The sequence below is a fragment of the Halostagnicola larsenii XH-48 genome (assembly GCF_000517625.1).
Classification (GTDB): domain Archaea; phylum Halobacteriota; class Halobacteria; order Halobacteriales; family Natrialbaceae; genus Halostagnicola; species Halostagnicola larsenii.
On the sequence record NZ_CP007055.1, the window covers coordinates 1132306 to 1155800 of the forward strand.

The 23495-nt window shown below is 61.2% G+C and carries 25 protein-coding genes and 2 tRNA genes; 16 read left to right on the plus strand and 11 right to left on the minus strand.

Translation table 11 applies throughout. The features are described from left to right. Positions 1-98: 98 nt before the first annotated feature. Complete coding sequence (locus HALLA_RS05675) at positions 99-1382, minus strand: TIGR00341 family protein (RefSeq protein ID WP_049952475.1); 1284 nt, start codon at positions 1380-1382, stop codon at positions 99-101. A 281-nt stretch (positions 1383-1663) separates the two neighbouring features. Beyond that, the gene (locus HALLA_RS05680; RefSeq protein WP_049952476.1) at positions 1664-2284 is read right to left on the minus strand and encodes a hypothetical protein; all 621 of its coding nucleotides are present in this window, start codon (positions 2282-2284) and stop codon (positions 1664-1666) included. 397 nt (positions 2285-2681) lie between these two features. On the opposite strand from HALLA_RS05680, the gene HALLA_RS21320 reads away from it, so the two are divergent. Then, on the plus strand, positions 2682-3341 hold the full coding sequence (locus HALLA_RS21320; RefSeq protein WP_049952477.1) for a DUF7344 domain-containing protein: 660 nt from the start codon (positions 2682-2684) through the stop codon (positions 3339-3341). Between the two features lie 104 nt (positions 3342-3445). Here the strand turns inward: HALLA_RS21320 and HALLA_RS05690 are convergent, their stop codons facing one another. Beyond that, positions 3446-4297, minus strand: coding sequence for a translation initiation factor eIF-2B (locus HALLA_RS05690; RefSeq protein WP_049952478.1), 852 nt, complete (start codon positions 4295-4297; stop codon positions 3446-3448). A 162-nt stretch (positions 4298-4459) separates the two neighbouring features. Between HALLA_RS05690 and HALLA_RS05695 the strand changes: the two genes are divergently transcribed. The 3 genes from HALLA_RS05695 (at position 4460) to HALLA_RS05705 (ending at position 6552) form a co-directional block, all read left to right on the plus strand. Then, a complete protein-coding gene (locus HALLA_RS05695) occupies positions 4460-5533 on the plus strand; it encodes an Mrp/NBP35 family ATP-binding protein (protein WP_049952479.1) in 1074 nt (357 codons plus the stop codon). Continuing rightward, positions 5530-5808: a hypothetical protein gene (locus HALLA_RS05700; RefSeq protein ID WP_049952480.1), complete on the plus strand. Its 279-nt coding sequence runs from the start codon at positions 5530-5532 to the stop codon at positions 5806-5808. The genes HALLA_RS05695 and HALLA_RS05700 overlap by 4 nt, the downstream gene beginning before the upstream one ends. A gap of 96 nt (positions 5809-5904) precedes the next feature. Then, positions 5905-6552, plus strand: coding sequence for a uracil-DNA glycosylase (locus HALLA_RS05705; RefSeq protein WP_084568940.1), 648 nt, complete (start codon positions 5905-5907; stop codon positions 6550-6552). A gap of 50 nt (positions 6553-6602) precedes the next feature. On the opposite strand, the gene HALLA_RS05710 is transcribed toward HALLA_RS05705, so the two are convergent. After that, entirely contained in the window at positions 6603-6821 is a 219-nt protein-coding gene (locus HALLA_RS05710) for a hypothetical protein (RefSeq protein WP_049952482.1), read from the minus strand. 145 nt (positions 6822-6966) lie between these two features. Here HALLA_RS05710 and HALLA_RS05715 point away from each other — a divergent pair, with 145 nt between their 5' ends. The 4 genes from HALLA_RS05715 to HALLA_RS05730 all read left to right on the plus strand — a co-directional run bounded on the left by HALLA_RS05715 (position 6967) and on the right by HALLA_RS05730 (position 11012). Further along, on the plus strand, positions 6967-7731 hold the full coding sequence (locus HALLA_RS05715) for a hypothetical protein (RefSeq protein WP_049952483.1): 765 nt from the start codon (positions 6967-6969) through the stop codon (positions 7729-7731). A gap of 23 nt (positions 7732-7754) precedes the next feature. Beyond that, positions 7755-7836, plus strand: a tRNA-Ser gene (locus tag HALLA_RS05720). Positions 7837-8108: 272 nt separating this feature from the next. Further along, positions 8109-10547 (plus strand): PAS domain-containing sensor histidine kinase, encoded by a 2439-nt coding sequence (locus tag HALLA_RS05725; protein WP_049952484.1) that lies wholly within the window; start codon positions 8109-8111, stop codon positions 10545-10547. A gap of 39 nt (positions 10548-10586) precedes the next feature. After that, positions 10587-11012: a methylated-DNA--[protein]-cysteine S-methyltransferase gene (locus HALLA_RS05730; protein WP_049952485.1), complete on the plus strand. Its 426-nt coding sequence runs from the start codon at positions 10587-10589 to the stop codon at positions 11010-11012. A gap of 53 nt (positions 11013-11065) precedes the next feature. Here HALLA_RS05730 and citE read toward each other — a convergent pair whose 3' ends face one another. Genes citE through glmS form a run of 5 tightly spaced genes read right to left on the minus strand, consistent with a single transcriptional unit; the run spans position 11066 to position 16404 of the window. Beyond that, entirely contained in the window at positions 11066-12109 is a 1044-nt protein-coding gene (citE, locus tag HALLA_RS05735; protein WP_049952486.1) for an L-malyl-CoA/beta-methylmalyl-CoA lyase, read from the minus strand. Positions 12110-12157: 48 nt separating this feature from the next. After that, positions 12158-13228 carry a 2-methylfumaryl-CoA hydratase gene (gene mch, locus HALLA_RS05740; RefSeq protein WP_049952487.1) on the minus strand — a complete coding sequence of 357 codons (1071 nt, stop codon included), beginning with the start codon at positions 13226-13228 and terminating at the stop codon, positions 12158-12160. Next, on the minus strand, positions 13221-14513 hold the full coding sequence (locus HALLA_RS05745; RefSeq protein ID WP_049952488.1) for a methylaspartate ammonia-lyase: 1293 nt from the start codon (positions 14511-14513) through the stop codon (positions 13221-13223). Before HALLA_RS05745 ends, mch begins: the two co-directional genes overlap by 8 nt. A gap of 1 nt (position 14514) precedes the next feature. Then, a complete protein-coding gene (locus tag HALLA_RS05750) occupies positions 14515-15948 on the minus strand; it encodes a methylaspartate mutase subunit E (RefSeq protein WP_049952489.1) in 1434 nt (477 codons plus the stop codon). A gap of 15 nt (positions 15949-15963) precedes the next feature. After that, positions 15964-16404, minus strand: coding sequence for a methylaspartate mutase subunit S (glmS, locus tag HALLA_RS05755; RefSeq protein ID WP_049952490.1), 441 nt, complete (start codon positions 16402-16404; stop codon positions 15964-15966). A 151-nt stretch (positions 16405-16555) separates the two neighbouring features. Between glmS and mct the strand changes: the two genes are divergently transcribed. The 7 genes from mct (at position 16556) to HALLA_RS05790 (ending at position 21706) form a co-directional block, all read left to right on the plus strand. Continuing rightward, complete coding sequence (mct, locus tag HALLA_RS05760; RefSeq protein WP_049952491.1) at positions 16556-17731, plus strand: succinyl-CoA:mesaconate CoA-transferase; 1176 nt, start codon at positions 16556-16558, stop codon at positions 17729-17731. A gap of 138 nt (positions 17732-17869) precedes the next feature. Then, on the plus strand, positions 17870-18196 hold the full coding sequence (locus HALLA_RS05765; protein ID WP_049952492.1) for a DUF5785 family protein: 327 nt from the start codon (positions 17870-17872) through the stop codon (positions 18194-18196). A gap of 91 nt (positions 18197-18287) precedes the next feature. Beyond that, positions 18288-19046, plus strand: a complete 759-nt coding sequence (locus HALLA_RS05770) for a GTP cyclohydrolase III (RefSeq protein ID WP_049952493.1) — start codon at positions 18288-18290, stop codon at positions 19044-19046. 126 nt (positions 19047-19172) lie between these two features. Next, positions 19173-19787 carry a CBS domain-containing protein gene (locus HALLA_RS05775; RefSeq protein WP_049952494.1) on the plus strand — a complete coding sequence of 205 codons (615 nt, stop codon included), beginning with the start codon at positions 19173-19175 and terminating at the stop codon, positions 19785-19787. Positions 19788-19896: 109 nt separating this feature from the next. After that, positions 19897-21114 carry a phosphoglycerate kinase gene (locus tag HALLA_RS05780; RefSeq protein ID WP_049952495.1) on the plus strand — a complete coding sequence of 406 codons (1218 nt, stop codon included), beginning with the start codon at positions 19897-19899 and terminating at the stop codon, positions 21112-21114. Next, complete coding sequence (locus tag HALLA_RS05785; RefSeq protein ID WP_049952496.1) at positions 21111-21620, plus strand: GNAT family N-acetyltransferase; 510 nt, start codon at positions 21111-21113, stop codon at positions 21618-21620. Before HALLA_RS05780 ends, HALLA_RS05785 begins: the two co-directional genes overlap by 4 nt. Positions 21621-21632: 12 nt before the next feature. Further along, positions 21633-21706 (plus strand) — tRNA-Thr (locus HALLA_RS05790). Positions 21707-22115: 409 nt separating this feature from the next. On the opposite strand, the gene HALLA_RS20975 is transcribed toward HALLA_RS05790, so the two are convergent. Next, positions 22116-22277 (minus strand): hypothetical protein, encoded by a 162-nt coding sequence (locus HALLA_RS20975; RefSeq protein WP_169732115.1) that lies wholly within the window; start codon positions 22275-22277, stop codon positions 22116-22118. A 249-nt stretch (positions 22278-22526) separates the two neighbouring features. On the opposite strand from HALLA_RS20975, the gene HALLA_RS05795 reads away from it, so the two are divergent. Next, positions 22527-22802: a HalOD1 output domain-containing protein gene (locus tag HALLA_RS05795; RefSeq protein WP_049952497.1), complete on the plus strand. Its 276-nt coding sequence runs from the start codon at positions 22527-22529 to the stop codon at positions 22800-22802. Positions 22803-23089: 287 nt separating this feature from the next. Here the strand turns inward: HALLA_RS05795 and HALLA_RS05800 are convergent, their stop codons facing one another. Further along, on the minus strand, positions 23090-23488 hold the full coding sequence (locus HALLA_RS05800) for an acyl-CoA thioesterase (protein ID WP_049952498.1): 399 nt from the start codon (positions 23486-23488) through the stop codon (positions 23090-23092). Positions 23489-23495: the final 7 nt, after the last annotated feature.

Below are 23495 nucleotides of genomic sequence, written 5' to 3' on the forward strand. Positions count from 1 at the left end.
TAGGAGTATCAGTAATCGTCGCTTTGTGCGGGCTACACAGCGAGCGCGGAGTACAGAAAGTAAAAGAGAAAACCCACGACTGAAGTCGTGGGCGAATGTCAAGCACGCTGGGTGTCGACGAGTTCGACGACGACGGTCAAGTCCTCGCCCGTCGCCGTCTCGAGTCGATCGCGAACGGTTTCGGCGAAGTCAGATGGCGCTTGTTCGCCGGGAGGGCGCTCGACGAGTACGGTTACCGCGGGGCGGGAATCAGTGTACACGTCGTACAGTTCGTAATCGACCGACACTTCCTGAAACACGAGTTCGTCGAAGGCGGGATCGTCGCTCATCGCCTCGAGTTCGACGGTCACGTCGTGCTCGACTGCGGCGGTCTGGTGGGTTCCGTAGGTGACTCCCACGAGGACGACTGACAGAACTGCGATCGCGAGCAGGATAACCGCGACGCGGGACCGAAGCCGACCGTACGCCCGTTCGATGCCCGCGGTACGATCCGGGCGATATCCCGAGAGCCAGAGCAACAGGAGGGCGGTGAGGTTGATCGAAAACATGTTGATCAACACTAACGTCCCCGCGGTGAGAACGACTTCTGGGCGTCCCCAGGCGATGCCGAGTCCGGCGGTCGCAGCGGGTGGGATCAACGCGACGGCGATCGCGACGCCGACAAGCACCGATCCCACGTTGCGCGTGAGACTGATTACGCCGGCCGCCCCGGAACCGAGCGCGAGAAAGAGCGCGAGGAATCCGGGAGTAATGCGCTCTTGGATCTCTGGAACGGTCGTGATGTCGAACGCCGGTGGCAACAGGACCGTCCCGCGAAGCAGGTAGCCCATGACTGCTGCGGTAAGTACCGAGACGAGCAGTCCGGTTGCCTGGAGGCGAACCCCGCGCGACGCGAGATCGTCGTCATCGACGATGACACCGACGCTCGCGGCGAGAGCTGGCCCCATCAACGGCGCGACGACCATCGCACCGATGATGGTCGCAGCCGAGTTGAGCAGGAGTCCCGCCGTCGCGATAATCGTACTCAATACGAGCAAGGCGAAGTACGTCGACGATGCGGGCGCGAGTTCGACCGCTCGAGATCGGATCTCCTCCCGGGAGATTCGAGATCCCGCGAACTGCTCGTGTAACGCCTCGTCTCGATCGGAGACGATCGTTTCGGCGGCGACGACGACGGTGTAGGCGTCCTTGCGCAGTCCCGCCTCGTGGAGTTTCTCGAGGGTCGGTTCGACGCCGGCCGGCGTCGTCGGTATCGAGACCAGTGCCTCGAACCCGCCTGGCCCGGTCTCTTCGGTGATCGCGTAGTCGATCCCCTCCGCCTCGAGCGTCTCGAGAACGAGGTCTCGATCGCCGTGCGGGACGAAAATCTGCAGGAGCCGCATGAAGAACGTACGACAGAGACCGGGATAATGATCCGTGTCGAAGTTTGTGACAATGAATAAAATGGGTATTTTCGAACGCGCTGTCTCGAGTTTCTCTCCAGTCTCCAACTAGTGGGACGGCAACTCGAGCGAAGGTAAACTCACGCGCGTAATGGTGAGAGTGCCGAATGAGAGAAGCGTCGCGTGAAAGAACTTCGGTAGCCGGGTTGTCGATCCATCGGAAGAAAGAGCGTCCCCTCGGTATCCGTTAGCCGTTGGTGACCGACGGATAGGGACGGAATTTACGTTTCGAAATTCTGGAGGACTTGATTTCGGACCGATTCTGCAAACCCTTCCGGATCGGTGACCGGGTCCGGGTGACCGTCGTCGGTCTCGTCGTAGTGTCTGTCGTGCTTTCGATCGCTTCTCGCTTTCCTATCGCGTTTTTTGTCGTCGGTTTTCTTTCCGCGGTGTTCCTGGTCGTGGCGTTCCTTGCCGTGTTTTTTGTCGCCTTTTTTCTTCTCGTGACGTTCCGTGTCGTCCGTTTTCTTGCTGTGGTGTCTCTTGTCGTCGGTTTTCTTACCGTGGCGGTCCTTTTCGTGGTGGTCCTTATCGCGTTCGTCCTTACTGTGGTGTTTCTCGTCGTGGTGTTCCTTACCGTGGTGCTTTCCATCGCCTTTCTTCGTATCGTCGTGTTTTTTATTACCCTTCTTCTCGTCGTAGTGCTTCGTCTCGCCTTTCTTCCCGCCGTGTTTTTCGTCGTCTTTTGTCTTTCCGTGGTGTTCCTTGCCGCCTTTCTTCTTGCCGTCGTGTTCCGATTGTTCGCCCGCAGAGGCAATTCCTGTTAGTCCGACTGTTCCGATACCGGCTACTGCGGCGGTCCGAAGAACGTCGCGGCGATGTTTGTTGCTATTGTCTCTCATAGTGGATCGGGTCAGACCCACCGGTTCGTTCTGTAGAAACGGCTATGAAGGACGTAACTAGTTACACGAAGAAACCACAGTTATGGCGGTAATTCTGCGGAACGTAATGTTGAATATGTATTATTAAAAAGGACACAATACAGCCACTTGTGCGAAATAAACGCGAACAAGCAGCTATTACTCGCTCGCTGTTCGTCTCACACATCCCGTCGAACTCAAGCCTTGCAGCGATTTCTCCAGCAGTGACATTGAAAACAGCGGCGCAGATGATTGATTTGTTGTTATTCAGTATTTAGCGAATTTCTGTATTTATCTAATAACTAAATCGGAATATTTCTGCAATTACTCCGGAAGAAAAAGACTATATAGTAGTCATTTCTTCACCCAGGTGTAGCGTATGTCCATCGAAACTGCCAATCCGTCTCACCGGTCGGACGAACCCGCAGATAGCCCACCATCTCCGGAATCGGGCGGGTTCTCGAGCGATATGATCTTTCATATCCTCCAGACCAGTCGTCGACGGGAGACGATTAGATACCTGTTAGACGCCGATGGTCCCGTCAAAATGCGCGACGTCGCCGAGCACGTCGCCGCGGTCGAACACGATACGACCGTCGCAAACCTCGACTCGACCCAGCGCCAGCGCGTGTATATCCCGCTGTATCAATCTCACCTCCCGACGCTGGACGAAGAGAGCGTCATCGACTACAACAAAAGCCGGGGAATCGTACACCCGACGGACAACCTCGAGGTGTTTCGTCCGCATCTCGAGATCCGAAGCGATGATCGTTCTGGCAGTCAGTTCGACGAGGAACAATCGTTGCAGACGGACGAAAACCCCATGCCCGTCCTGATTGCGACGATTGCAAACGTGCTCGTCGCGTCGATCATCGGCGGGTACGCTGCGATGACCGCGACGAACGTGGCGGTCTTTTTGCTCTCAATACTCGGCGTCGTGATAGTTGCGGGGACGGCGCTGTGGACGGCGACCCAGAGTGGCTCTCGCGTGCTGGGAGCTATTGGCCATCTCTTTCGGAGGAGGAAACAGGGCAGCTAGGGCGGAACGATCGATCCTATAGATCGATCATCAGCGACAGAATCAGGACAGGTTATCTGGCGGGCAGATGGGTTCGTTGGACACGACCGACGTTCGAAGCGCTTTCAAAACGTCGCCGTTCCGTCGTCGGTAATGACGCTCTCGAGCAACGAGATTGGCGTCGCGTCGTAGGCCGGGTTTTTGACAGCAAAGCCCTCTGCGGGTTCGAGTAATACCTCGCTACCGGATCGAAACTCGTTTTCGAATACGAACCCCTCGGTGATGAGCTTCGCCGCCGAGCCGAGCACGGTCACGGGAACGTCGAGCTGGTCGGCGGTAGCAACGATCGGAAGCGTACCGACGCGGTTGTACAGCGTTTCGTCGACGATGCAGTCCATTCCGATGACGACGCGGTCACAGTCCTCGAGATAGACGCCGTTGGCGCTGTCGGTGATCAGCGTCGGGTCGACGTTCTCGAACGTCGAGAGTTCTCTGACGGTTTTTCGCCCGATGTATCTCGGCCGTGCTTCGGTCACGTAGACGTCGATCTGTTTGCCCGCATCCGAGGCGATTTCGAGCGCCTCGAGAACCGTCGAGGAGTAATCGTGAGTTAACAGGGTGTCGCCGTCACGGAGCACGTCGACGGCGTTTTCCGCGGCTCGGCGCTTGGCGGATTCGATCCGAGCGATGACCGCCTGGATGTGCGTCTCCGTAGCCGTCTTCGCCGCCTCGACGGTTTCAGGATCTTCAGCAGTTACCTCACTGTTGACCGTCCGAACCGCGTTTTGCAGTGACGCGTGCGATGGATTCGCTCGCCGGAGCACATTTCCGTTCTGCTCTAACGCACGGAGATACTCCTCGACGGTCGCGTACTCGCGGTCGAGCAAGTCTCTGAGCGCGCGCGTCGCGTTGATGGCCACCACCGAGGAACTGTGTGTTTGCATCTCCCTGATTTCCTCGGCCGTCTCGTCGATCATATTCGTCACCACAGCCGTGAGCGCAAAAGGTGTTCCGGGAACCCGACGCAGAGAGCGCCAGATCTATTCGAACCCATTGATATTCGAACTAATTATGCGCTCGAGAGGCGCCACAAATGGAGTAACACAACCCTTTTTCGATCACGGGGCGGACGTACGGACATGGATGAAGCCGCCGTTCGCGAACGTCTCCGATCGGTCGAGGACCCCGATCTCGGAGACGATATCGTCTCACTCGGGCTGATCAACGACCTCACCGTCGAGGACGACGAGGTGACGATCGACCTCGCCCTCGGAGCACCGTACTCGCCGTCGGAGACGGCTATCGCCGGGGACGTTCGGACCGTCCTCGAGGCCGACGGACTCGAGGTCGATCTCTCCGCGAGCATTCCGGATCGGGACGACCTCACCACCGACGAACAGGTCCTCCCGAACGTCAAAAACGTCATCGCCGTCGCGTCCGGGAAGGGCGGAGTCGGCAAATCGACGATGGCCGTCAACCTCGCCGCCGGGCTCTCACAACAGGGCGCGCGCGTCGGCCTCTTCGACGCCGACGTCTACGGGCCGAACGTTCCGCGGATGGTCGACGCCGACGAGCCGCCGATGGCGACCGAGGACGAAACGCTCGTTCCGCCCGAGAAGTTCGGCGTGAAACTGATGAGCATGGCGTTTCTGACCGGCGAAGGCGATCCCGTCATCTGGCGCGGTCCGATGGTCCACAAGGTCATCACGCAACTTACCGAGGACGTCGAGTGGGGTCACCTCGATTACCTCGTCATCGACCTGCCGCCGGGAACCGGCGACACCCAGTTAACCATGCTCCAGACGATGCCCGTCACGGGCGCGGTCATCGTGACGACGCCGCAGGACGTCGCGCTCGACGACGCCCGGAAGGGACTCGAGATGTTCGCAAAGCACGACACCGTCGTGCTGGGAATCGCCGAGAACATGTCGACGTTCGCGTGTCCCGACTGTGGCGGCGAACACGACATCTTCGGCTCGGGCGGCGGCGAGGAGTTCGCTTCCACCCACGATATGCCGTTCCTGGGTTCGGTGCCGCTCGATCCAACCGTCCGCGAGGGCGGCGACGAAGGCGCGCCGGTCGTGCTCGACGAGGACAACGACACCGGCGAGGCCTTTCGCGAAATCAGCGAAAACGTCTCGAACAACGTCGGCATCGTCCACCGACGAGCGATACCCAACAGCACCGAGACGCCGGCACCCGCAGACGAATGACCGACTCCGAGGAGGTAGATCCCGCAGACGGTGGCTCACAACGGTCAAGTGCTTCCGACGACCGCACGTTCGAACCCGATCCCGAGCGGGTCGAGCGGTTGCGCGCAATCGCAGACGACGTTCGCGGCGACTCGAGCGAGCGCAAGCAACTCGCGAGCATCCTCTACCGGACCAGCGACCTCTACGACGCCGACGAGGAGACGAGCCCCGAAGAGATCGTTCGAAACGTCAAGTTCATCCTCGAGGTTACCGAACGCGGCGGTCTCGATCGGTAGATCGATTTCGGGCTGGCCCGATTCGTCGCCGTAGTTCGGCTCCTCCTTCACACCACAGACGCGGCGTTTTTGTTCCCACGGCGCGAGAGGCTCGCTGTGGACGCGAACCAACACTCTCGAGCGAACCCCTTCGGCATGGACGAGGCGTGTCGCAACTGTCCGGCGCTCTGTGAAACGCGAACGCAGGTCGTCCACGGCTACGGGGACGTGGGAGCGGACTTCCTGTTCGTCGGCGAGCGTCCGAGTTCGGAATCCGACGACGCGGGCGTCCCCTTCGTCGCTCCCGACGCGGACGAGGGGGCAGCCAGCGGCGGCGTCCGACGGATTCTCGAGCGCCTCGGTCTTTGTGATATGACATCGCCTCGAGCCGACCCCGAACTGGTCGACGTGTACCTGACCAATCTCACCCGGTGTCGCGATCCGGACCGTCGGCCGACCGAGGAGGAGGTCAGAAACTGCGAGCCGTATCTCGAGGCCGAAATCCGGATGATCAACCCCGAAATAATCGTCCCGGTGGGCGAGCGCGCACTGGAAGAAATCGCTGTCGAGTACACGCGCACGCCCGCCGAGGAACTCGACCTCGAGGAGGCACACGGCGAGCGCATCCGCGGGCGCGGGTTCGAACTCGTGCCGATGATTGCGCCGGACGACCAGACCGACGCCCAAACCCAGGCGTGGGTCGAGGCGTTCGCCGAGCTACTGGCGACTGATTATCGGCAAACGAAGGGGCGACAGGGCCGTTAACCAGTTTTCTTCGGATTGAGTGGGCGTCGAGGTGTGAGATACCCTCCGAACTACCAGTACGGATTCGCCAGCCACCGCCTCGAGCGCGATCCGAGCGCGACGAGACTGCCAACGACGACGGCGACGAGTACGATCGATCCGATCGTCGGCGCGAGTAGCGTTTCGGCGGTCTGGAGCGCGAAGCTGTCCACGAAACTGGCGATTCCGAGGGCGGCGAGCACGCCGATCACGAACAGTCCGAGTACCGCGCTCTGGGTTCGATAGTCCATACGGGGTGTATTCGGTTGGTCAACTATAATTCGTCGGGCGGTTTGGCCATCCGTCTGCCGGTTCGGCTATCTGTCTGCTTGCTCGCCGACGCTCGAGGACCCGCGAAGCACTGCCTTCAAGGCTCGTCGGAGCCGACGAACACCTATGATCGTCGTCGTCCCGGTCGACCCACCTCGAGACGGACTGGCACTCGCGTCGCTCGCCGAACGGACGCCGCTTTCGGAGCCCGAAGCGAGGCGACTCTACGAGGCGACGACGGCCGACGTGCTCCAGACCGTCGCGGCAAGCGGCGGCGACCTGCTCGTGAACTACCGGGACGAAGACACGCTACCAGCGGAGTTCGACGGCGGCGATCCGGAAGCCGAAGTCCGATCGCTCGTCGACGACGCGCTCACGGAAGAAAGCGCAGACAGCGCTCGGGTCGAACGACAGGTCGGCTCCACCCGGTCGGCTCGAGTCGGCAACACGGTCACGCACCTGCTCGAGCGCGAGGAGACGGCGAGCGTGGGCGTGCTCGAACCCACCGCCCCGCTCGTCGGGCGAACCGAAATCGACGGTGCGGCGATGTCGATCCGCCGCCACGACGTCGTGCTCGGGCCGTCCTCGATCGGACGAACGTATTTCGCCGCGTTCTCCGACTCGGTCGACTTCACCGATGCGTACGCCGTTCCCGAACTGTCGACGCTCGCGACTCGAGCGGCCGACGCCGGACTCGACACCGGTTTCGCGGCGATGTTCCCGACCGTCGCAACCGAGGCGGGGCTCTGTGCGACGGTCGCGACGCTCGAGGCCCAGCGGGCCGCGGGGAAGGTTCGAGCGCTCGAGACCGCGAACGCGGTCGCGGAGTTGGGGCTCAGGGTTGGGGAAGACGAACGACTCGAGCGCCGAGAGACCGACAACGCTTTTTAACCCGATGCGGAAAAGGGAGACGAGGTGGGGTGGCAGAGCGGCCTATTGCGCCTGCCTTGAAAGCAGGTGGCGTCAGCCTCTTGGGTTCAAATCCCAACCCCACCGTTGCTGTCGCAAACAATTTCGTGAGCGACAGCGAGGAAAGTTGGATTTGAATTATACCGAGGTTCTGCGAACGAAGCGAGCAGGTTCTCGGGAGTAGTTCAAATCCCAACCTACCGTTTTTTCACTAACCGATGGAAATCGCACCGAGAAGGGTATGATTTCTGCGTCCTGCTCTATACAAGACACATACTTTGTCCCAAAATGTCGGTTATTTTGAGGAGTCTACATCGGTAACGTAAGCGCTTATAGGCTCACGACGATAAGCGGAGTAAATGGGTTCCCCTCGATCGACACCAGATATCACGATAAATGATGTCAAGGGGTTTTTCAGCCAAACATATCAGTCGTCAACACCGTTCTTTACCGATGAAGTCGCCGATGCGCTGGAGTGCCCTCGTCAAACCACACGCCGCTATCTCGAGGACCTTGCCGAACGGGGAGAGATAGAAACGAAACAAAGAGACGATTCGACACGGATCTGGTGGAAACCTCAGAAAAACCTCTCAAACGATCAAGAGCCGGATGAAGAGCAATTCCATGCCTTCGTGAGTGCCGTCGAAGATTATGCCATTTTCATGCTCGACCCCGAGGGCACAGTCGTCAGTTGGAACGAAGGTGCCGAGCGGATCAAAGGATACTCAGAGGACGAGATCATCGGCGAACACTTCTCGACGTTCTATACCGACGACGATATCGCCGATGACATACCTACGCAGAATCTCGAAACCGCGATGTCCGAGGGCCGGGTCGAGGACGAAGGTTGGCGGGTCCGCAACGACGGCTCGCACTTCTGGGCGAACGTGATAATCACCGCGATCCGGAACAGTGAGGGGACGCTCCAGGGATTCACGAAGGTTACCCGCGACTTGACCGAGCGCCGAAAGTACGAGCGACAGCTAGAGGAGCAGAACGAGCGACTCGAGCGTCAGCGCGACGAACTCGAACGAGAACTCGACGACATCTTCGAGCGAATCGATGACGCGTTCTATGCTCTCGACGCCGAGTTCAAATTTGAGTACGTAAACGAGCATGCCGAGGCGTACTTCGACAAATCGGCAGGGGAACTTCTCGGACGACAACCCTGGGAGGTGCTCGAGGACACCGAATCCGATTCGATATTCGAGCGGTTCGAGACGGCGATGGCCACTCAGGAACCGACGACTTTCGAACGGTACTCTGATGCATTGGGAATCTGGGCGATGGTCCGTATCTACCCCTCGGAGTCCGGTCTTTCCGTCTACTTTCGGGATATCACCGATCGCAAGGAGCGTGAAGCGGAACTCGAACGGACGCGCGAACTACTGGAGAAGGCACAACGCATTGCGGATGTCGGCGGCTGGGAGATCGATACGGACACACGTGAGGTGCTCTGGACCGACCAGATCTTCGATGTTCTGGAGGTGCCCTCCGACGAGGAACCATCGCTGGACGAGGCCCTCAGCCTCTACCACGAGGAGGACCAAGAGATCATCGAGAACGCCGTTGAGGAGGCACTCACCACCGGCACTTCGTTCGATGTGGAGGTTCGGATCAGAACGGTCAGCGGCGAAGTGCGCTGGCTCCACGTCGTCGGTGATCCCGACAGAGAGGACGGAGAGGTCGTCTCGCTCCGCGGAGCACTCCAGGACGTGACCGAGCAAAAAGAGCGCGAGCGGGAACTGCAGCGCGTTCGAGACCGGATGGAATTCGCCCTCAGGACAACTGATTCGGTCGTCTGGGACTGGAACGTCGATACCGATCAGGTGTCGTTCTATCCGTCGGCAGAATCACTCTACGGCACAACAATCGAACGCTGGGACGAGTTCATCGATGTCGTTCACCCGGAGGACAGACAGAAGACACAGCAGGTTATCGAGAACTCTCTCGAAACGGGCGAGCCGAACGGCGAAGAAATCCGCATCGTTCGCGACGGTGAAGTGCGATGGATCGTCGCTCCTGGTCAACCCGTTCAAGATGACGACGGATCGACGCGAATGGTTGGCGTCGCTCGTGACATAACCGAACGGAAGACGTACGAGCGCAAACTCAAGGAGTCGAACGAACGCTTAGAACAGTTCGCGTACTCAGCCTCCCACGACCTCCAAGAACCGCTACGCATGATCACGAGTTATCTACAACTCATCGAAAAACAATACGCCCACGAACTCGACGAGACCGGTGAGGAGTTCATCGAATTTGCTGTAGACGGTGCTGACCGGATGCGCACAATGATCGATGACTTGCTTGAGTACTCTCGCGTCGAGACGAGGGGTGATCCGTTCGAATCAGTGGACCTAAACGCTGTCCTCGAGGACGTGCTGGCTGACCTTCAGTTACAGATCGCAGAACACGATGCTGAAATCACGACCGAGGAGCTCCCGACGGTCGACGGTGACGCCAGCCAGCTCTACCAGTTGTTCCAGAACCTCCTCGAGAACGCTATCGAATACAGCGGTGACGAACCGCCACGTGTACACGTCTCGGCCACACAGGCCGGCAACGAGTGGGTTCTGTCAGTCAGTGATAAAGGGATCGGCATCGACTCGGAGAATCAAGATCGTATTTTTGAGGTGTTCCAGCGCCTCCACGCTCAGGACGAACACGCTGGCACGGGTATCGGACTCGCACTTTGCAAGCGAATCGTTACCCGTCATGATGGACGGATATGGGTCGACTCGGACGCAGGTGAGGGAGCCACGTTCTCGGTTTCGCTCCCCACAACGGATGCTTGAATAATATATCGGTATGCTCTACTGAACGCACTTCCACCCATGGACGTACCCATTTTCAACTCCACCATCGAAATCGACGAATCGGTCGTCACCGAATCGACCGCCGATATTCGAGCGCAAATAGACGAGTACGAACGCGGCGACCGACGGGCGTTCGACCTCGAGATCATCACCCCAGACGGACTCCTCGGCGAGGTGATGACCGCGATGGCCGAGATTCCCTACGGCGAGACGCGATCCTACGGCGACCTCGCGGCGGACCTCGAGACCAGCCCGATCGCCGTCGGGCAGGCCTGCGGGCGAAACCCCGTGCCGATACTCGTCCCCTGTCACCGCGTCGTCGGGAGCGACGGCGACCTCAACGGCTACTCGGCGGCCGACGGCGTGGCGACGAAACGGCGATTGCTCGAGCACGAGGCTCGAGACCAGAAGACGGTACAAACGCGGTTTCTGACCGATTCGTAGAAATCGTGGGTTAGCCACAGACCAGTTGCTACCGGTGCGAAACCGATTAGTTGCTACCGGTAGGAAAGTTCGAGTTCGCGCGCGCGCTCGAGGAGGGCCGCCTCGTAGTAGTCCTCGGTCTGTGCGGGGCGGGTGTCGTCGATCGCTCGCACCTGCTGGACGGTGTTTCGGAAGGTTTTGAACGTCGCCTCGTCGACCATCTGGCCGTCGATGGTGACCGCGCCGGTGCCCTCGCGCTTGGCCTCGTTGAACCGCTCGATCTTGTGCACGTCACGCTCGAGTTCCTCGGGCGTCGGCATGTGGATCGTGTTGGCCTGGATGGTCTGTTTCGGATAGAGCGACCAGGAGCCGTCCAGCCCGAGTTTGGCCTCGTGTTCGACCTGATCCGCGTACGCGTCGGCGTTGTAGTAGGTCAGCCCGGCGCGCTCTTTGAACAGGTCGTCGAACGGCCCGCCGATCGAGAGCAGGTCGCCGGCGCTGGCCTCGTTCGAGAGCGCCTCGAGGAGGCCGTCCCAGCGGGGCATGCCGTCGCCGAGGTTTCGACCGCCGAGCTCGGCCGCGTAGTCGACGGGACCGAAGATCAGCGCGGTGAGTCTCGAGTCAGCGCCGAATTTCGCGATTTCGCGCAGGTCGGATCGAGCGCGGCCGGTCTCGACGATGATCGAGAGGCCGATCGAGCCGTCCGCGTAGCCGTGTTCGGCTTCGGCCTCCGCGACGACTTCCGCGGCCCGCTCGACGTCCTCAAGGCGGCCGACCTTCGGCACGACGACGCCGTCGATCTCGTCGCCGATTTCGGCGACCAGCCGGTCGATCTGGTCGCGCCCTTTCTCGCAGTACTCCTCGTCCTCGTAGCTCCACTCGACGCGTGGCCAGATTTCGCCGGAAAATTCGTACTCGGGTACCAGTTCGATCGTGTTCTCGAGGCCTTCGGCTTTCATGTCCGGCGCGGTCCCGTCTTCCATGTCGGGGACCAGCCAGTCGGGCGCCTGGAACCCCTCGGACTCGAGAGCCGAGACGAGGTACTTCGCCGAGTCGTCTTTCGGAACGGCGGCCGGTGCGGTCTGGAACGTACGGCAGAGTCGGATGTCGTCTGTCATGTGCGTGGTGTGTCTGTGTGGAATTTGGGTAGCTGTCGATACGCTCGGTTAGTTACTGGATCGTTTCTGAATCTCCGCGGTTCGGGTGCCGGAGTACACCGGCTCGTCGTCCTGGTTGAACGCGATGTGCTCGAAGCGGACGGTGCCCGACTCGAGCGAGTCGGCGTCGTCGGCCTCGAGCACGCGCGTGAACGCGTAGACGGTGTCGCCGCTGGCGACGAACGTGTGGAACGTCTCGTCGTCGAAGCCGACCTCCCGCCAGGTCCGCTCGTCCGAGCGGGCGTGCCCGAGCGCGGTCGAGCGCGTGACGTCGCCGTAGGTGACGATACCGCCGGAGGGCGAGTCGCCCATCACGTCCGCGTTGTGGTGTTGTTTGGCCGTGTTGAGCGTCGCCAGCGGCAACGACGCGACGGTCACGTCGTCCTGTGTACGGCCGCGCTCGTGGCGGTAGGCGACCGCGGCGTTGCGGCCGTCGGCGTCCTCGAGCGCCGCGGCGAAGTCCTCGAAGTAGCCGCCCTCGGGCGTCACGAACTCCGCGGGGAGCTCCTCGTCTTCGGCGCGTTCGTCGTCCTCCGGTTCGGTCTCCGCCCCGCCGTCGGTTTCGACGGGCTGGCGGCGCGGGATCATGTTCGTTCGTTCGTACGAGCAGAGCACGTCGCCGGTTTCGGCGTCCAGTCCGCGCGTCCGCCAGGAGACGATCCCGTACTGGGGGCGAGAACTCGAGGTGGCCGTGTCGACGACCTCGCTCTCGACGCGGAGTTCGGTGCCGGCGTAGACCGGCGTCGCGGGGAATCGAACGTCGGTCCGCCCGAGGAAGTAGCCGCCCTTCTCGCTCAGGTCCTCGACGGTGATCCCGAGCGTCGCGGCGGTGAGGTAGTCCGGGTGGATCGGCGGTTCGTCGAACCCGCGAGCGGTCGCGGCGTCGGTCCGCCAGTAGGCCGGGTCGTGGTTCAGCGTCTGGCTCATCCACGACTCGTTGCCCCACCTCGTCAGCGTGAGGCCGGGATCGTGCTCGATGAGATCGCCGACCTCGAAGTCCTCGAAGCAGTTTCCCTTCTCCTTCGTGTCGACCCGCTCGAGCACCCGGGCGAACGTCTCGGTGTCGGTCCACTCAGTCATTGGCAGTCACCTCGTCGACGGGGGTATCGGCGTCAGCATCCGTCCGCGCTGCGCGCTCCCGTCGCGCGATCGTTCGGCGCATCTCGTTCTCGACGATCATGTACCCCTCGTCGAAACCCATGCCTGGCTTTGCGAGCACTTGCGCGGCGTCCGTCGCGAGCGCGACGTGCGCGCAGGCTCGAGCGGAGGTTTCGGTCTCGTTGCAGGTGCCGCCGAGGTACGCTCGCGTCTCGGTTTCCTCGCAGTAGCGGACCGCCTGTCCGCTCCGGTGGATGCCGCCCAGGTCGGGCGTTTTGATCTGGACGAGGTCGGCCGCTTCTGCGTCGACGAACGCCCGCACGTCCTCGAAGGTGTTACACCACTCGTCGGCGACGATGTCGACGTCGACGCCGGCGTCCGCCAGCCCGTCGCGCAGTTCGACCATCGCTTCGATCTGCGCGGCTCGATCGCCGACGTCCATCGGCCCCTCGATCTGGATCGGGTACGGGGCCGCCGCGTCCTCGAGCGCCCCGAAGTAGTCGATCACCTCGTTGCGGTCGTACGGCGCGTCGAATACCTCGCCGATCATGCCGTAGACGTCGATGTGGAACCGGGGGTCGTAGCCCGCAGGACCCAGCTCCTGAGACCGCTCGACGAGCCACTCGACGTACTCGAGCAGCGTCTCGCCGTCCTCGCCGATCTTTTCGACGCTGTTGATCAGCGCGTGGGGAAGGACTGGGACGCCCTTGATGAACATTTTCTCGGTGTTCGTATGCCGGTCGTCGCCGGATTGTCCGAAGACGGGAACCGGCTCGCTCGCCGGCTCCGTGCCCAGCGCGTCGGCCAACACGTCGGTCCGCGTGGTTCCGGCCGCGTGTGCAGCTGCGCCGAGCAACGCCTGCGAGACGCCGTACCGAATGGCCGTGTGGAGCCGATCGCCGCCGATCTCGAGTCCCTCGAGGCGTTCTGCGTTCTCGAGAAACCGGTTTGCGTCTCGTCCCTCGAGGACGTCGTTGACGGGACCCTCGATGACATCGGCGTACGCGTCGGCCCGAAACAGCGGGTCGCGCCCGCCGGCACCCGAGTACTGGACCGCGGCGCAATCGCCGCGAATCTCGGTGCCGTCCGCGAGTTCCACGTCGACGATGATCGACTCGCCCGCCTGTCGGATCTCGTCGAACCCCTCGGTCACGGGCTCGCCGTCGTAGGTGAACCCGTCGTGTTCGGCTCCGGCCTTGATCGCCCGCTGGTCGTCGAAGAAAAACCCCGAGTAGCCCGGCGTCGCGTGGATCGCGTCTATTTCCATCTCAGGCACCCCCTTGCGGTCGGCCGATGAGTTTGCCGTCGCTGATCGCGTCCACGTCGTCGGCGACCATCCGGAACGACTGATCCCGGCCTTCGGTGTCGGCCCGCTGTGAGAGTCGAGCCTTGTGGATCTCCTTGATGTCGTCGTCCATCTCGAGGTCGGCCCACTCGAAGATTCGAACGCGGCCGTCGTCGTCACGGGCTGGTAACACCGCTCCCGCCGCGCTGTCGCTGGGTGCGAAGGGCACGTCGAGAGCACCCGAATCGAACGCTTGTATCGTCCCCTGCACGACGTCGCCGTCGCCGTGCTCGAAGATGGTGTCCATCAGACACCGCGTCTCCCGTTCGATGAGATCCTGTTCCTCCTCGATGCCGTCGATGTCGATCTGTTGTTCGATAGCCATGTCGATGACCTGTCGCGTCGTTCGCAGCCCCGCGGAGTTGGCCTCCTTCGTCGGAACGCCCTGGAACTCCTGGGGTGACTTCGTGATGACCTTATCCGGCTGTGCGATCGAGGCCGTCATCCCGCCGAGGCTGATCACGCCGTTCGCTCGAGCCTCGTCGGGCGGGAACCCGCCCATCCACTCGTGGAAGACGGTCGTGACGACGACCTCGTCGGGGAGGTACTCGTTGCCCAACTCCTTCAGGGCGTTCAGCGCCGCCACGTCCTGGACGATGTTGCCGACCTGCCCGTAGCCGAGCGTGATCGACCGCACGCCCTGCGTGGCGGCGAGTTTGCCTTCGACGAGCATGATCGCGATAGCTATCGATGGCGGGACGAGCGTCCCCGTCAGCGGGCCGAACGGCTCGCGGTTGATCCGAACGCCGCGTTCGGTGTAGGCACCCGCGAGCCGGTCGACGAACTGCCACTTCTCGATGGTCTCCTCGAGACCGTGGCGTTTCGTGTAGGGAATGTTGTAGGAGATCGGGCCGCCCTCGAAACTTTGGAAGCCGCCGGCGAAGGTGATCGCCGCGAGTAGCCGCGCATCGGGCGTACCGTGACGGACCTCGATCGGCGCGTCGATGGCGTCGATCAGCTCCCGACAGCCCTCGACGCCGTGGTTGACCGCCGGGAATCCGTTGAGCGTATCCTCGCCGGTGTCTCTGGCTTTCTCGAGGCCTTCCTGGGCTTTCTCGTACTCGTTGTCGCGCGTGTACGAGTCGATGGTCGTCGGGAGGAGGTCCGCTTTCCCCTCGCCGTGGAGGTACTCGAGCAGTTCGATCTGATCGTCGAGTCGTGGAACGCCAGCTCGGGGCTGTAAGAGCGGTTTGTCCGCCGACTCGAGGACGTCGGCGAACCGCTTTCGCTGGGGCAGCGATTCGTGGTAGTCGATCGCTTCCTCGAAGTCGACTGCGTCGCCGGTCGACCAGTTCGATCTGATTTCGTCGTCGATACGCTGTAGCTCGTCGGCCGGAATGCGTTCGTCTCGTATCATTTAGCAACTGATCATTTAGGAACTAATAGTCGCTCGTTCCGTTTCCTGCGTCCGCTGTCTGAGATCCTGCGTCAGGGCGGCGACCGCCTCCTCGGTATCGGTTTCCGAGTCGAAGACCCGGTCAAAACCGAGTTCCTCGAAGGTCGCTCGCGTCTCCTCGAAGTCGTCCTGCCCGACTGTGAGGTTGCCGCCGATGTAGGTGGTCGCGTCGACGCCGGTCGACTCGAGCGTCTCGTGGAATCCCTGGCAGTCCTGTTCGGCGTGGCCGTACAGCGAGGAGACGAGTACGGCCGCCGCGTCGTGCTCGAGTGCTGCCTCGGCGAACTCCTCCTGAGAGGTCTGTACGCCGAGGTTGATGACATCGAATCCCGCTGCGTTGAATGCCTGCTCGAGGATCGTAATGCCGACGACGTGGGCGTCGGAGCCGATCACGCCGAGGACGACCGTTTGGGACATCGTACTCCGACCGATGGGATACCGGGGCATAAAGTTAATGATCTTCCATGATAATATTCTTTAAACATCCTTTCATCGTCCCTGTGGGACACAACCACAACCTCATGATTAATAGCAAAGATTATTGGGGAGGTGTCGGGAACGTCGATGTATGGGAGCGCTGTCAAACCTTCGCGTGCTGGATCTCACGCAGGTCCTCGCAGGCCCGTACTGTACGATGTTGCTCGCGGATATGGGAGCGGACGTCGTCAAGATAGAACGCCCGGGCGGCGATATGATTCGCTCGAATCCGCCGTTCGTCGACGACGGAAGCGAGGAAGCCTACGGCGGATACTTCCAGAGCGTCAACCGGGGCAAGCGAAGCATCGAACTGGATTTCGGCGACGACGCCGATCGAGCGGACTTCCTCTCGCTCGTGGAAGAAGCCGATGTCGTCGTCGAGAACTACCGGTCGGGGACGATGGAGAAATACGACCTCAGCTACGAGACCCTTCGCGAACACAATCCGGAGCTAATCTACTCCTCGATCCGCGGGTTCGGCGATCCGCGGACCGGCGAAACCTATCGGCAGGGCCAGCCCTCCTTCGACCTGATCGCACAGGCGCTGGGCGGCGTCATGGAGACCACCGGCCAGCCCGACGGTCCGCCGACGAAGACCGGTCCCGGCGTCGGCGACCTCTTTACGGCGACGCTGAACTGCATCGGCATCCTGGCCGCGGTCAACCACCGCGAGCAAACCGGCGAGGGCCAGTACGTCGACACCGCCATGTACGACTCGATGATCAGCTTCACCGAGCGCGCCATCTATCAGCAGTCGTACTCCGGGAAATCCCCGACCCGCCGAGGGAACGCCCATCCGACGCTGTTTCCCTACGACGCATTCGAGACCGCAGACGGCTACGCCGTCATCGCCGCGTTCAACAATAACCACTGGGCGGCGCTCTGCGACGTGATGGGCCGCGAGGACCTCGCCCAGGCGTATCCGACCGCCGCCGAACGCCTCGAGAATCGCGAGGCGCTTCGCGAGGAGATCGCCGACTGGGCGATCGAACAGACCACCGACGAACTCGTCGGAAAGCTCGAGGGCAGCGTTCCGGCCGCGCCAGTCCAGACTACCGAGGAAATCTTCGACGACCCGCACATCCACGCGCGGAACATGCTCGTGCCGGTCGAACAGCCCGGTGCCGACCGCGACGTCGAGATCGCGGGCAATCCGATCAAGATGAGCGAGACCAATCCCGAGCCCCACGGTCGCGCGCCGCTGCTCGACGAGCACCGCGAAGAAGTACTCAGCGACACGGCAGACGCCACGACGGCCGACGATTAACTGGCGATCTCCTCGTTTTCGTTTCTCCACTGATTGGGCGATCCCGCCAGCGTTGCCCCATCTCGAGCGGCCGGATCGCCGGTGTCACGACGGCCATGGAGAGTAATCCTTTTGCGGGTCCCCCGCACACGGTCGGGTATGAGCAGTAACTGGCCGGTCGATCCCGACGGCGAAGAGGGGAGCGACGGAATGCGCAAGTACGACATGCGGATCATCGCGGACAAGGTCGACGAGGAGGAAGACTTCCCGCTGGACCGCGAGGAGTTCGTCGCGGAGTACGGCGAGTATCCGATTCGGATCAACCACCGGACGGTCGTCCCGATGAGCGAAATCTTCGAGTACGTCGAACCGGCGGAATTCGAGACGATCGTCGACATGCACAAGGCGGTCGGGGATGCGCTGCGCGCCGGCGACTTCTGGGAGTACCACCCGAAGGGAGCCAACCCGGAAAAAAATCACGCGTAATCACACGACCGACACGCGCGATCGCAGGGGCGACCATCACGGATCTGGATTACGTATCACTTATACGAACAGGTTCGAAAGATCGAGCACAGTGACTAACACGCAGGTTACGCTCATCCAGATCGACAACTACGGCCCGTGGACGGTGACGCCCGAACCTCGCCGCGAAGCCGACCTGCAGACGATGCAGTCGCGGCTGTATGCGGATATCTCGCAGTTCGTCGGTAACCACGGCGGCTACACCTTCTTTACGCGCTTCGACAACATGATCGCCGTGACGAACGGCCTCTCGCTCGAGGATCACGCCGTCTTACAGGAGTCGGTCGGCAACCGCTATCCCGTCACGTTGAGCCTCGGCGTCGCGACCGGAACGAGTCCGGTGCAGGCGCTGGCTGATGCGACGGAACTCGTCCAGGATGCCGGCAGCGCACAGGACAAACATCGACGAGAAATCCTCGACGGGCGAGTCGTGGAAGCCGAACACGGAACCACCGAAGACGTCCAGATCGCACACTTCGACGTGATCGACGCGACCGGCAACTACACGGACGAACTCAACGCCTTCGACACCTTCATCGAGATCGAACAGGGGTACGCAGAACTCATGCGCCACATGCGATACGCCCACGACAGTCTCTCCTTTTTCGTCGGCGGCGACAACATCATCGTCGTCTGTCCGAATCTCGAGGAACCGGACTACCGCGAAGCGATCGCCCACGTCGAAGACGCGGTAGACGTCGAACTTCAGGTCGGCGTCGGCCGAGGGGCAAACGCCCACGACGCTGGAATGGGGGCCAAACACGCCCTCGAAACCTGTCGAGCCGACGGAACACGCGTCGAACTCGAGTGAGTACGAGCGGACGGAGCTACTCGCAGGAGAAACGCCGGGATCGAGTTCTAACCTGAATCGTTCGACGGGGCTGTGATTAAATGTGACGGAGGTAGCTTTTAGAGTGGCCGTGCGTATTGTTCACACATGGAGACGGAACTATCGGTCACGGACGTTCTGACGACGGAGTACGTCGGTGTCAGCGAATCAGACACCGTGCTCGGAGCGGTCCAACTCATGCGCGAGGAACGCGTTAGCTGTGTGCTCGTCCTCCGGGGTTCGGAACCGGTCGGGATCGTCACCGAGTGGGATGTCCTCGGACTCGTCGCCGCCGAGGACGATGCTGCAGAGACCGAGATCGGTTCTGTGATGTCCACTCCCGTCGTTTCCGTACGCGGCGATCGAGCACTCACCGATGCCGCCGATCTAATGGCTCGAGAAAACATCCGAAACCTCGTCATCGAAGACGAGGGAGACGTACTCGGTGTGCTCACCCAGCGAGATGTCATCGCGGCGGCTGGATCGTTTCAAGCGACGACGGCGCGGTCGGTGACGGGGACCCAGCAGACGCGAGGCCATCTCGGAACGAGCGCGTCCGTCACTGAATCGCTGGATTCGCGACGAAGTGACGAAACCGAGATTAGCCCGAACGGCGGGGACGAGTACTCGACGCAGGGGATCTGTGAGGCCTGTGGCTCGCTTGCGGATTCGCTCTGGGAAGCCAACGGGCAACTCCTCTGTGCGGACTGTCGCTCCGTCTAACGGGCATCGATTCGCCCAATTGAAGCGGACTCAGTCGAAAGCTGTCAACTCGAATCACGCCCTCAGACCGATAGAAAGACCTTTCGGGCGAGACGATGGAGGGTCGATAATGATCGAGACCCTCGACGACCTGGACGTCGAAGGGACGACAGTGGGCGTTCGCGTCGACATCAACAGTCCGATCGGTGACGACGGGTCACTCGCCGACGACGCGCGACTGCAGGCCCACGTCGATACCCTCTCGGAACTTTTAGATCGCGGCGGTCGCGTCGCTGTTCTGGCCCATCAGGGCCGCCCTGGAAGTGACGATTTCACCGGGCTCGAAACGCACGCCGCGCACCTCTCGGACCTGCTCGAGCGGCCCGTCGGATACGCCGACGTGACCTTCAGCGACGCCGCACGAGAGACGGTCAGTTCGCTCGAGAACGGCGAGTGCGTCGTCCTCGAGAACACCCGGTTCTACAGCGAGGAGTACATGGAGTTCGAACCCGAGCGGGCTGCACAGACCCATCTCGTCGAGGGCCTTTCGACCGTCCTCGACGCGTACGTCAACGACGCCTTCGCCGCCGCCCATCGCTCCCAGCCATCGCTGGTCGGGTTTCCGGCAGTGCTTCCGAGCTACGCCGGACGCGTGATGGAAGCCGAACTCGACGTGCTCGGGTCGATCGAGGAGACGACGGAACCGCGAGTTTACATGCTCGGCGGAGCCAAAGTCTCGGATTCGATCGACGTCGCTTGGAGCGTCCTCGAGAAAGACCTCGCCGACCACGTGTTGACCGCGGGCGTCGTCGGCAACGTCTTCCTGATCGCCGACGGCGTCGACCTCGGCGACGAGAGCTCCGATTTCATCTACGATCAGGGTTACTGGGACGAGATCGACCGCGCTCGAGACCTCCTCGACGCCTACGGCGAGCGAATCGCACTGCCACGCGACGTCGCAATCTCCCGAGACGAACAGCGATACGAACTCGGTATCAACGCCTTGCCACCGCAGGACGACGAGGGTGCGCTGGATATCGGGAGTTCGACGCTCGCGTACTACGAACGGCTCCTCGAGGACGCCGAAACCGTTATCCTCAACGGCCCCGCTGGCGTCTTCGAAGACGACCAGTTCCAGACCGGTACACGAGGGGTATACGAGGCAGCGACGGACGTAGAAACCAGTATCGTCGGCGGGGGCGACACCGCATCCGCCCTTCGTTCGCTCGGCATCGACGGCTTTTCGCACGTCAGCACCGGCGGCGGTGCTGCGCTCCGCATGCTCACCGCCGAACCGCTCCCCGCCGTCTCGGCACTCGAGAATTCCCGCGAACGAGCCAGCGAATGACACCGAGCGAGCCAGTCGTTGAACCCGCGACGGCCGCCGATCTCGACTCGATCGTCACCCACTGGGTGGAACTCGCTCACGGCCAACGCGAATACGGCTCGTACATTCTCCCCGAACAGAACCGGGAGGCGATGCGCGAAATTTTCGGAGCACACAGCTTCGACGGCCGCTTGCTCGTCGCTCGAGTCGACGGGACGGTCGCCGGGTTCGCTTCGTTCTCGGTCGAACAGGGATCGCTGTCGCTGTCCTCGACTCGCGGATTCCTCTCGAACCTGTACGTGTTGCCGGCCTACCGGAGACAAGGAATCGGAACGGCGCTGCTTCGCGCCGTCGAGGACGCGCTCGTCGAACGCGGGGCCGACGACCTGATTCTCGAGACGATGGCAGAAAACGAGCCAGCGCGACGGTTCTATCGACGGGCCGGCTACGAACCGTTTCGCGTCGCGATGGAACGATCGCTCTCGGATCGGAAAGAAAACGATACACACTCAAAGGGGGAGGAATAACCAACTCATAGCGCCAGGGGAGCATGGGTGGTTCATGCACTCGACTTGTAATCGAGACTCCCGGGGTTCAAATCCCTGCTCTGGCTTACCTCCGTCGGTTCGAATCCCATACTGACTGATTTCGTCCGGCCCGTTCGACGCTCCCGCATCATAGCGTTTTCTGCCAACTCCCGTTTCTGCCATTCTCCTTCGAGCTGCGGTTTCGCTCCGGCCGACCGGTACCACGACCACGCCGTCGAAGCGCACCGTCTTGATCAAACGCCTACCGGTTCCGTCAGAAGTTCGTCCACACTGAGAACTCAAGGGAAATAGTTATTAGCCATTACCAATAATAACCACATGCCCATCCAGATTTCCCCCGATCTGGAGGCGACACAACTCCCCCTACACTCTTTCCCCACTTTTCCGCTGGAGTAAAACGCGAGACGACCGAGCGATCTGCAAAACGTGTGCCGAGATGGACGTGACTCCTATCGAGTCGTGGCTTTCCATCACTCAGGCGTTCGCGATCATCCGGAACCGGAAGGCGAGATAGACAAGAATCAGTACGAATGCGCCCGCGTACAACCACGATTCGGTCGCCAGCGCGTACACCAGCGCACCGGCGTTGAGGACGATGCCGAAGAGATAGATCGGTTTGAGTCGATTCAGTTCCATTAGATCGATACTGGCATCGAAGACGCTAGTTTCTATCGCTATACGCTGCCCACTTGCCTCGCAGTATACCGTCGTTCTGATGGATGGCCTCGAGAGATAGCAACGATTCTGAGAGTCTCTGTCCTAGTTTCGATGGCACGCTTAAAATACATCGTAGCGGACACATATTGACACTGGTGATCATATATATCCAATTAGACTGGATATAGGTCACAGGATTTATACCGGATCGTGGTAAGTGTGCGCTCAATGCTACTCTCAGTGGACGGATCCGACCGAAGTACTCAGCAATCGCTGAGCTTCGAGATTATCAATGCGATCGCGAACGAAGAGGGAGTCGATACGACGGCGATCGAGCCACCCGAATATGAGCCGCTCTACGAAGTTCTCAATCCGGAAGCGCTCGACGCGCTGTTTGCCCCTCGAGAGGACGGAACGCCGCGGACGAACGGCCGGGTCGAATTCCCGTACTGCGGCTATCAGGTCACGGTCACGAGCGATGGAGAGGTCCACGTTCGCGAGTGACAGCGGATCTCGTCAGGAGATGAGCCATAGACGGTCGCGAAGTGGACGGATCACATCGAACCGAGCGGGGTACTCCGACGACGCGACTCGTCGGCTCTCGAGAATATGTTGGGGCTGGTAGATGAGCCAGAGACGATCTAATTGACCCGTAGCAAGCGGTTTTCGTTCGGACCGAACTAGATTCTGTCCGGGTCAGTCTAGACCGAATCGGTTCTGTCCGGGTCAGTCTAGACCGAATCGGTTCTGTCCGGGTCAGTCTAGACCGAATCGGTTCGGTCCGGATGAGCCTAGACCGAATCCGCCTCGAGACGGGTGCGTAGCTCCGGCGGTATCGATCGTGCCCGGCCGGTTTCCCGGTCGACGAAGACCTGCACGGAACGAGCGGTGGCCGCTCGCGTTCCGCCCGCCCGAATCTCGTACTCAATCGGGATGCTCGAGTCACCGAGATCTGTCACACCTAGACCGACCGTCACCGTCTGCTCCGCTTCGATCGGCGTTTCGTACTCGATCTCGAGCGACGCCAGAACGGTGTCGAGCTCGACGAGCGACTGGCCGACGATATCGGTGAAGTACGCTTCGCGGGCCTCCTCGAGATACGTCGCGTAGATCGCGTTGTTTACGTGCCCCATAAAATCGACGTCGCGGAGACGGACGTCGATAGCCACTTCATAGGCGTACTCGCTCATTTCAATC

What these genes read in the sequence shown, in the direction of transcription:
- HALLA_RS05690 (WP_049952478.1), bottom strand. Translation starts at nt 4,297, where the DNA reads ATGATCGACGAGACGGCCGAGGAAATCAGGGAGATGCAAACACACAGT.
- HALLA_RS05745 (WP_049952488.1), bottom strand. Translation starts at nt 14,513, where the DNA reads ATGGAAATAGACGCGATCCACGCGACGCCGGGCTACTCGGGGTTTTTC.
- HALLA_RS05695 (WP_049952479.1), top strand. Translation starts at nt 4,460, where the DNA reads ATGGATGAAGCCGCCGTTCGCGAACGTCTCCGATCGGTCGAGGACCCC.
- HALLA_RS05715 (WP_049952483.1), top strand. Translation starts at nt 6,967, where the DNA reads ATGATCGTCGTCGTCCCGGTCGACCCACCTCGAGACGGACTGGCACTC.
- HALLA_RS20975 (WP_169732115.1), bottom strand. Translation starts at nt 22,277, where the DNA reads ATGGAACTGAATCGACTCAAACCGATCTATCTCTTCGGCATCGTCCTC.
- HALLA_RS21320 (WP_049952477.1), top strand. Translation starts at nt 2,682, where the DNA reads ATGTCCATCGAAACTGCCAATCCGTCTCACCGGTCGGACGAACCCGCA.
- mch (WP_049952487.1), bottom strand. Translation starts at nt 13,228, where the DNA reads ATGACTGAGTGGACCGACACCGAGACGTTCGCCCGGGTGCTCGAGCGG.
- HALLA_RS05710 (WP_049952482.1), bottom strand. Translation starts at nt 6,821, where the DNA reads ATGGACTATCGAACCCAGAGCGCGGTACTCGGACTGTTCGTGATCGGC.
- HALLA_RS05725 (WP_049952484.1), top strand. Translation starts at nt 8,109, where the DNA reads ATGGGTTCCCCTCGATCGACACCAGATATCACGATAAATGATGTCAAG.
- HALLA_RS05795 (WP_049952497.1), top strand. Translation starts at nt 22,527, where the DNA reads ATGCTACTCTCAGTGGACGGATCCGACCGAAGTACTCAGCAATCGCTG.
- HALLA_RS05765 (WP_049952492.1), top strand. Translation starts at nt 17,870, where the DNA reads ATGAGCAGTAACTGGCCGGTCGATCCCGACGGCGAAGAGGGGAGCGAC.
- mct (WP_049952491.1), top strand. Translation starts at nt 16,556, where the DNA reads ATGGGAGCGCTGTCAAACCTTCGCGTGCTGGATCTCACGCAGGTCCTC.
- HALLA_RS05785 (WP_049952496.1), top strand. Translation starts at nt 21,111, where the DNA reads ATGACACCGAGCGAGCCAGTCGTTGAACCCGCGACGGCCGCCGATCTC.
- HALLA_RS05750 (WP_049952489.1), bottom strand. Translation starts at nt 15,948, where the DNA reads ATGATACGAGACGAACGCATTCCGGCCGACGAGCTACAGCGTATCGAC.
- HALLA_RS05775 (WP_049952494.1), top strand. Translation starts at nt 19,173, where the DNA reads ATGGAGACGGAACTATCGGTCACGGACGTTCTGACGACGGAGTACGTC.
- HALLA_RS05680 (WP_049952476.1), bottom strand. Translation starts at nt 2,284, where the DNA reads ATGAGAGACAATAGCAACAAACATCGCCGCGACGTTCTTCGGACCGCC.
- HALLA_RS05730 (WP_049952485.1), top strand. Translation starts at nt 10,587, where the DNA reads ATGGACGTACCCATTTTCAACTCCACCATCGAAATCGACGAATCGGTC.
- HALLA_RS05675 (WP_049952475.1), bottom strand. Translation starts at nt 1,382, where the DNA reads ATGCGGCTCCTGCAGATTTTCGTCCCGCACGGCGATCGAGACCTCGTT.
- citE (WP_049952486.1), bottom strand. Translation starts at nt 12,109, where the DNA reads ATGACAGACGACATCCGACTCTGCCGTACGTTCCAGACCGCACCGGCC.
- HALLA_RS05700 (WP_049952480.1), top strand. Translation starts at nt 5,530, where the DNA reads ATGACCGACTCCGAGGAGGTAGATCCCGCAGACGGTGGCTCACAACGG.
- HALLA_RS05780 (WP_049952495.1), top strand. Translation starts at nt 19,897, where the DNA reads ATGATCGAGACCCTCGACGACCTGGACGTCGAAGGGACGACAGTGGGC.
- HALLA_RS05800 (WP_049952498.1), bottom strand. Translation starts at nt 23,488, where the DNA reads ATGAGCGAGTACGCCTATGAAGTGGCTATCGACGTCCGTCTCCGCGAC.
- glmS (WP_049952490.1), bottom strand. Translation starts at nt 16,404, where the DNA reads ATGTCCCAAACGGTCGTCCTCGGCGTGATCGGCTCCGACGCCCACGTC.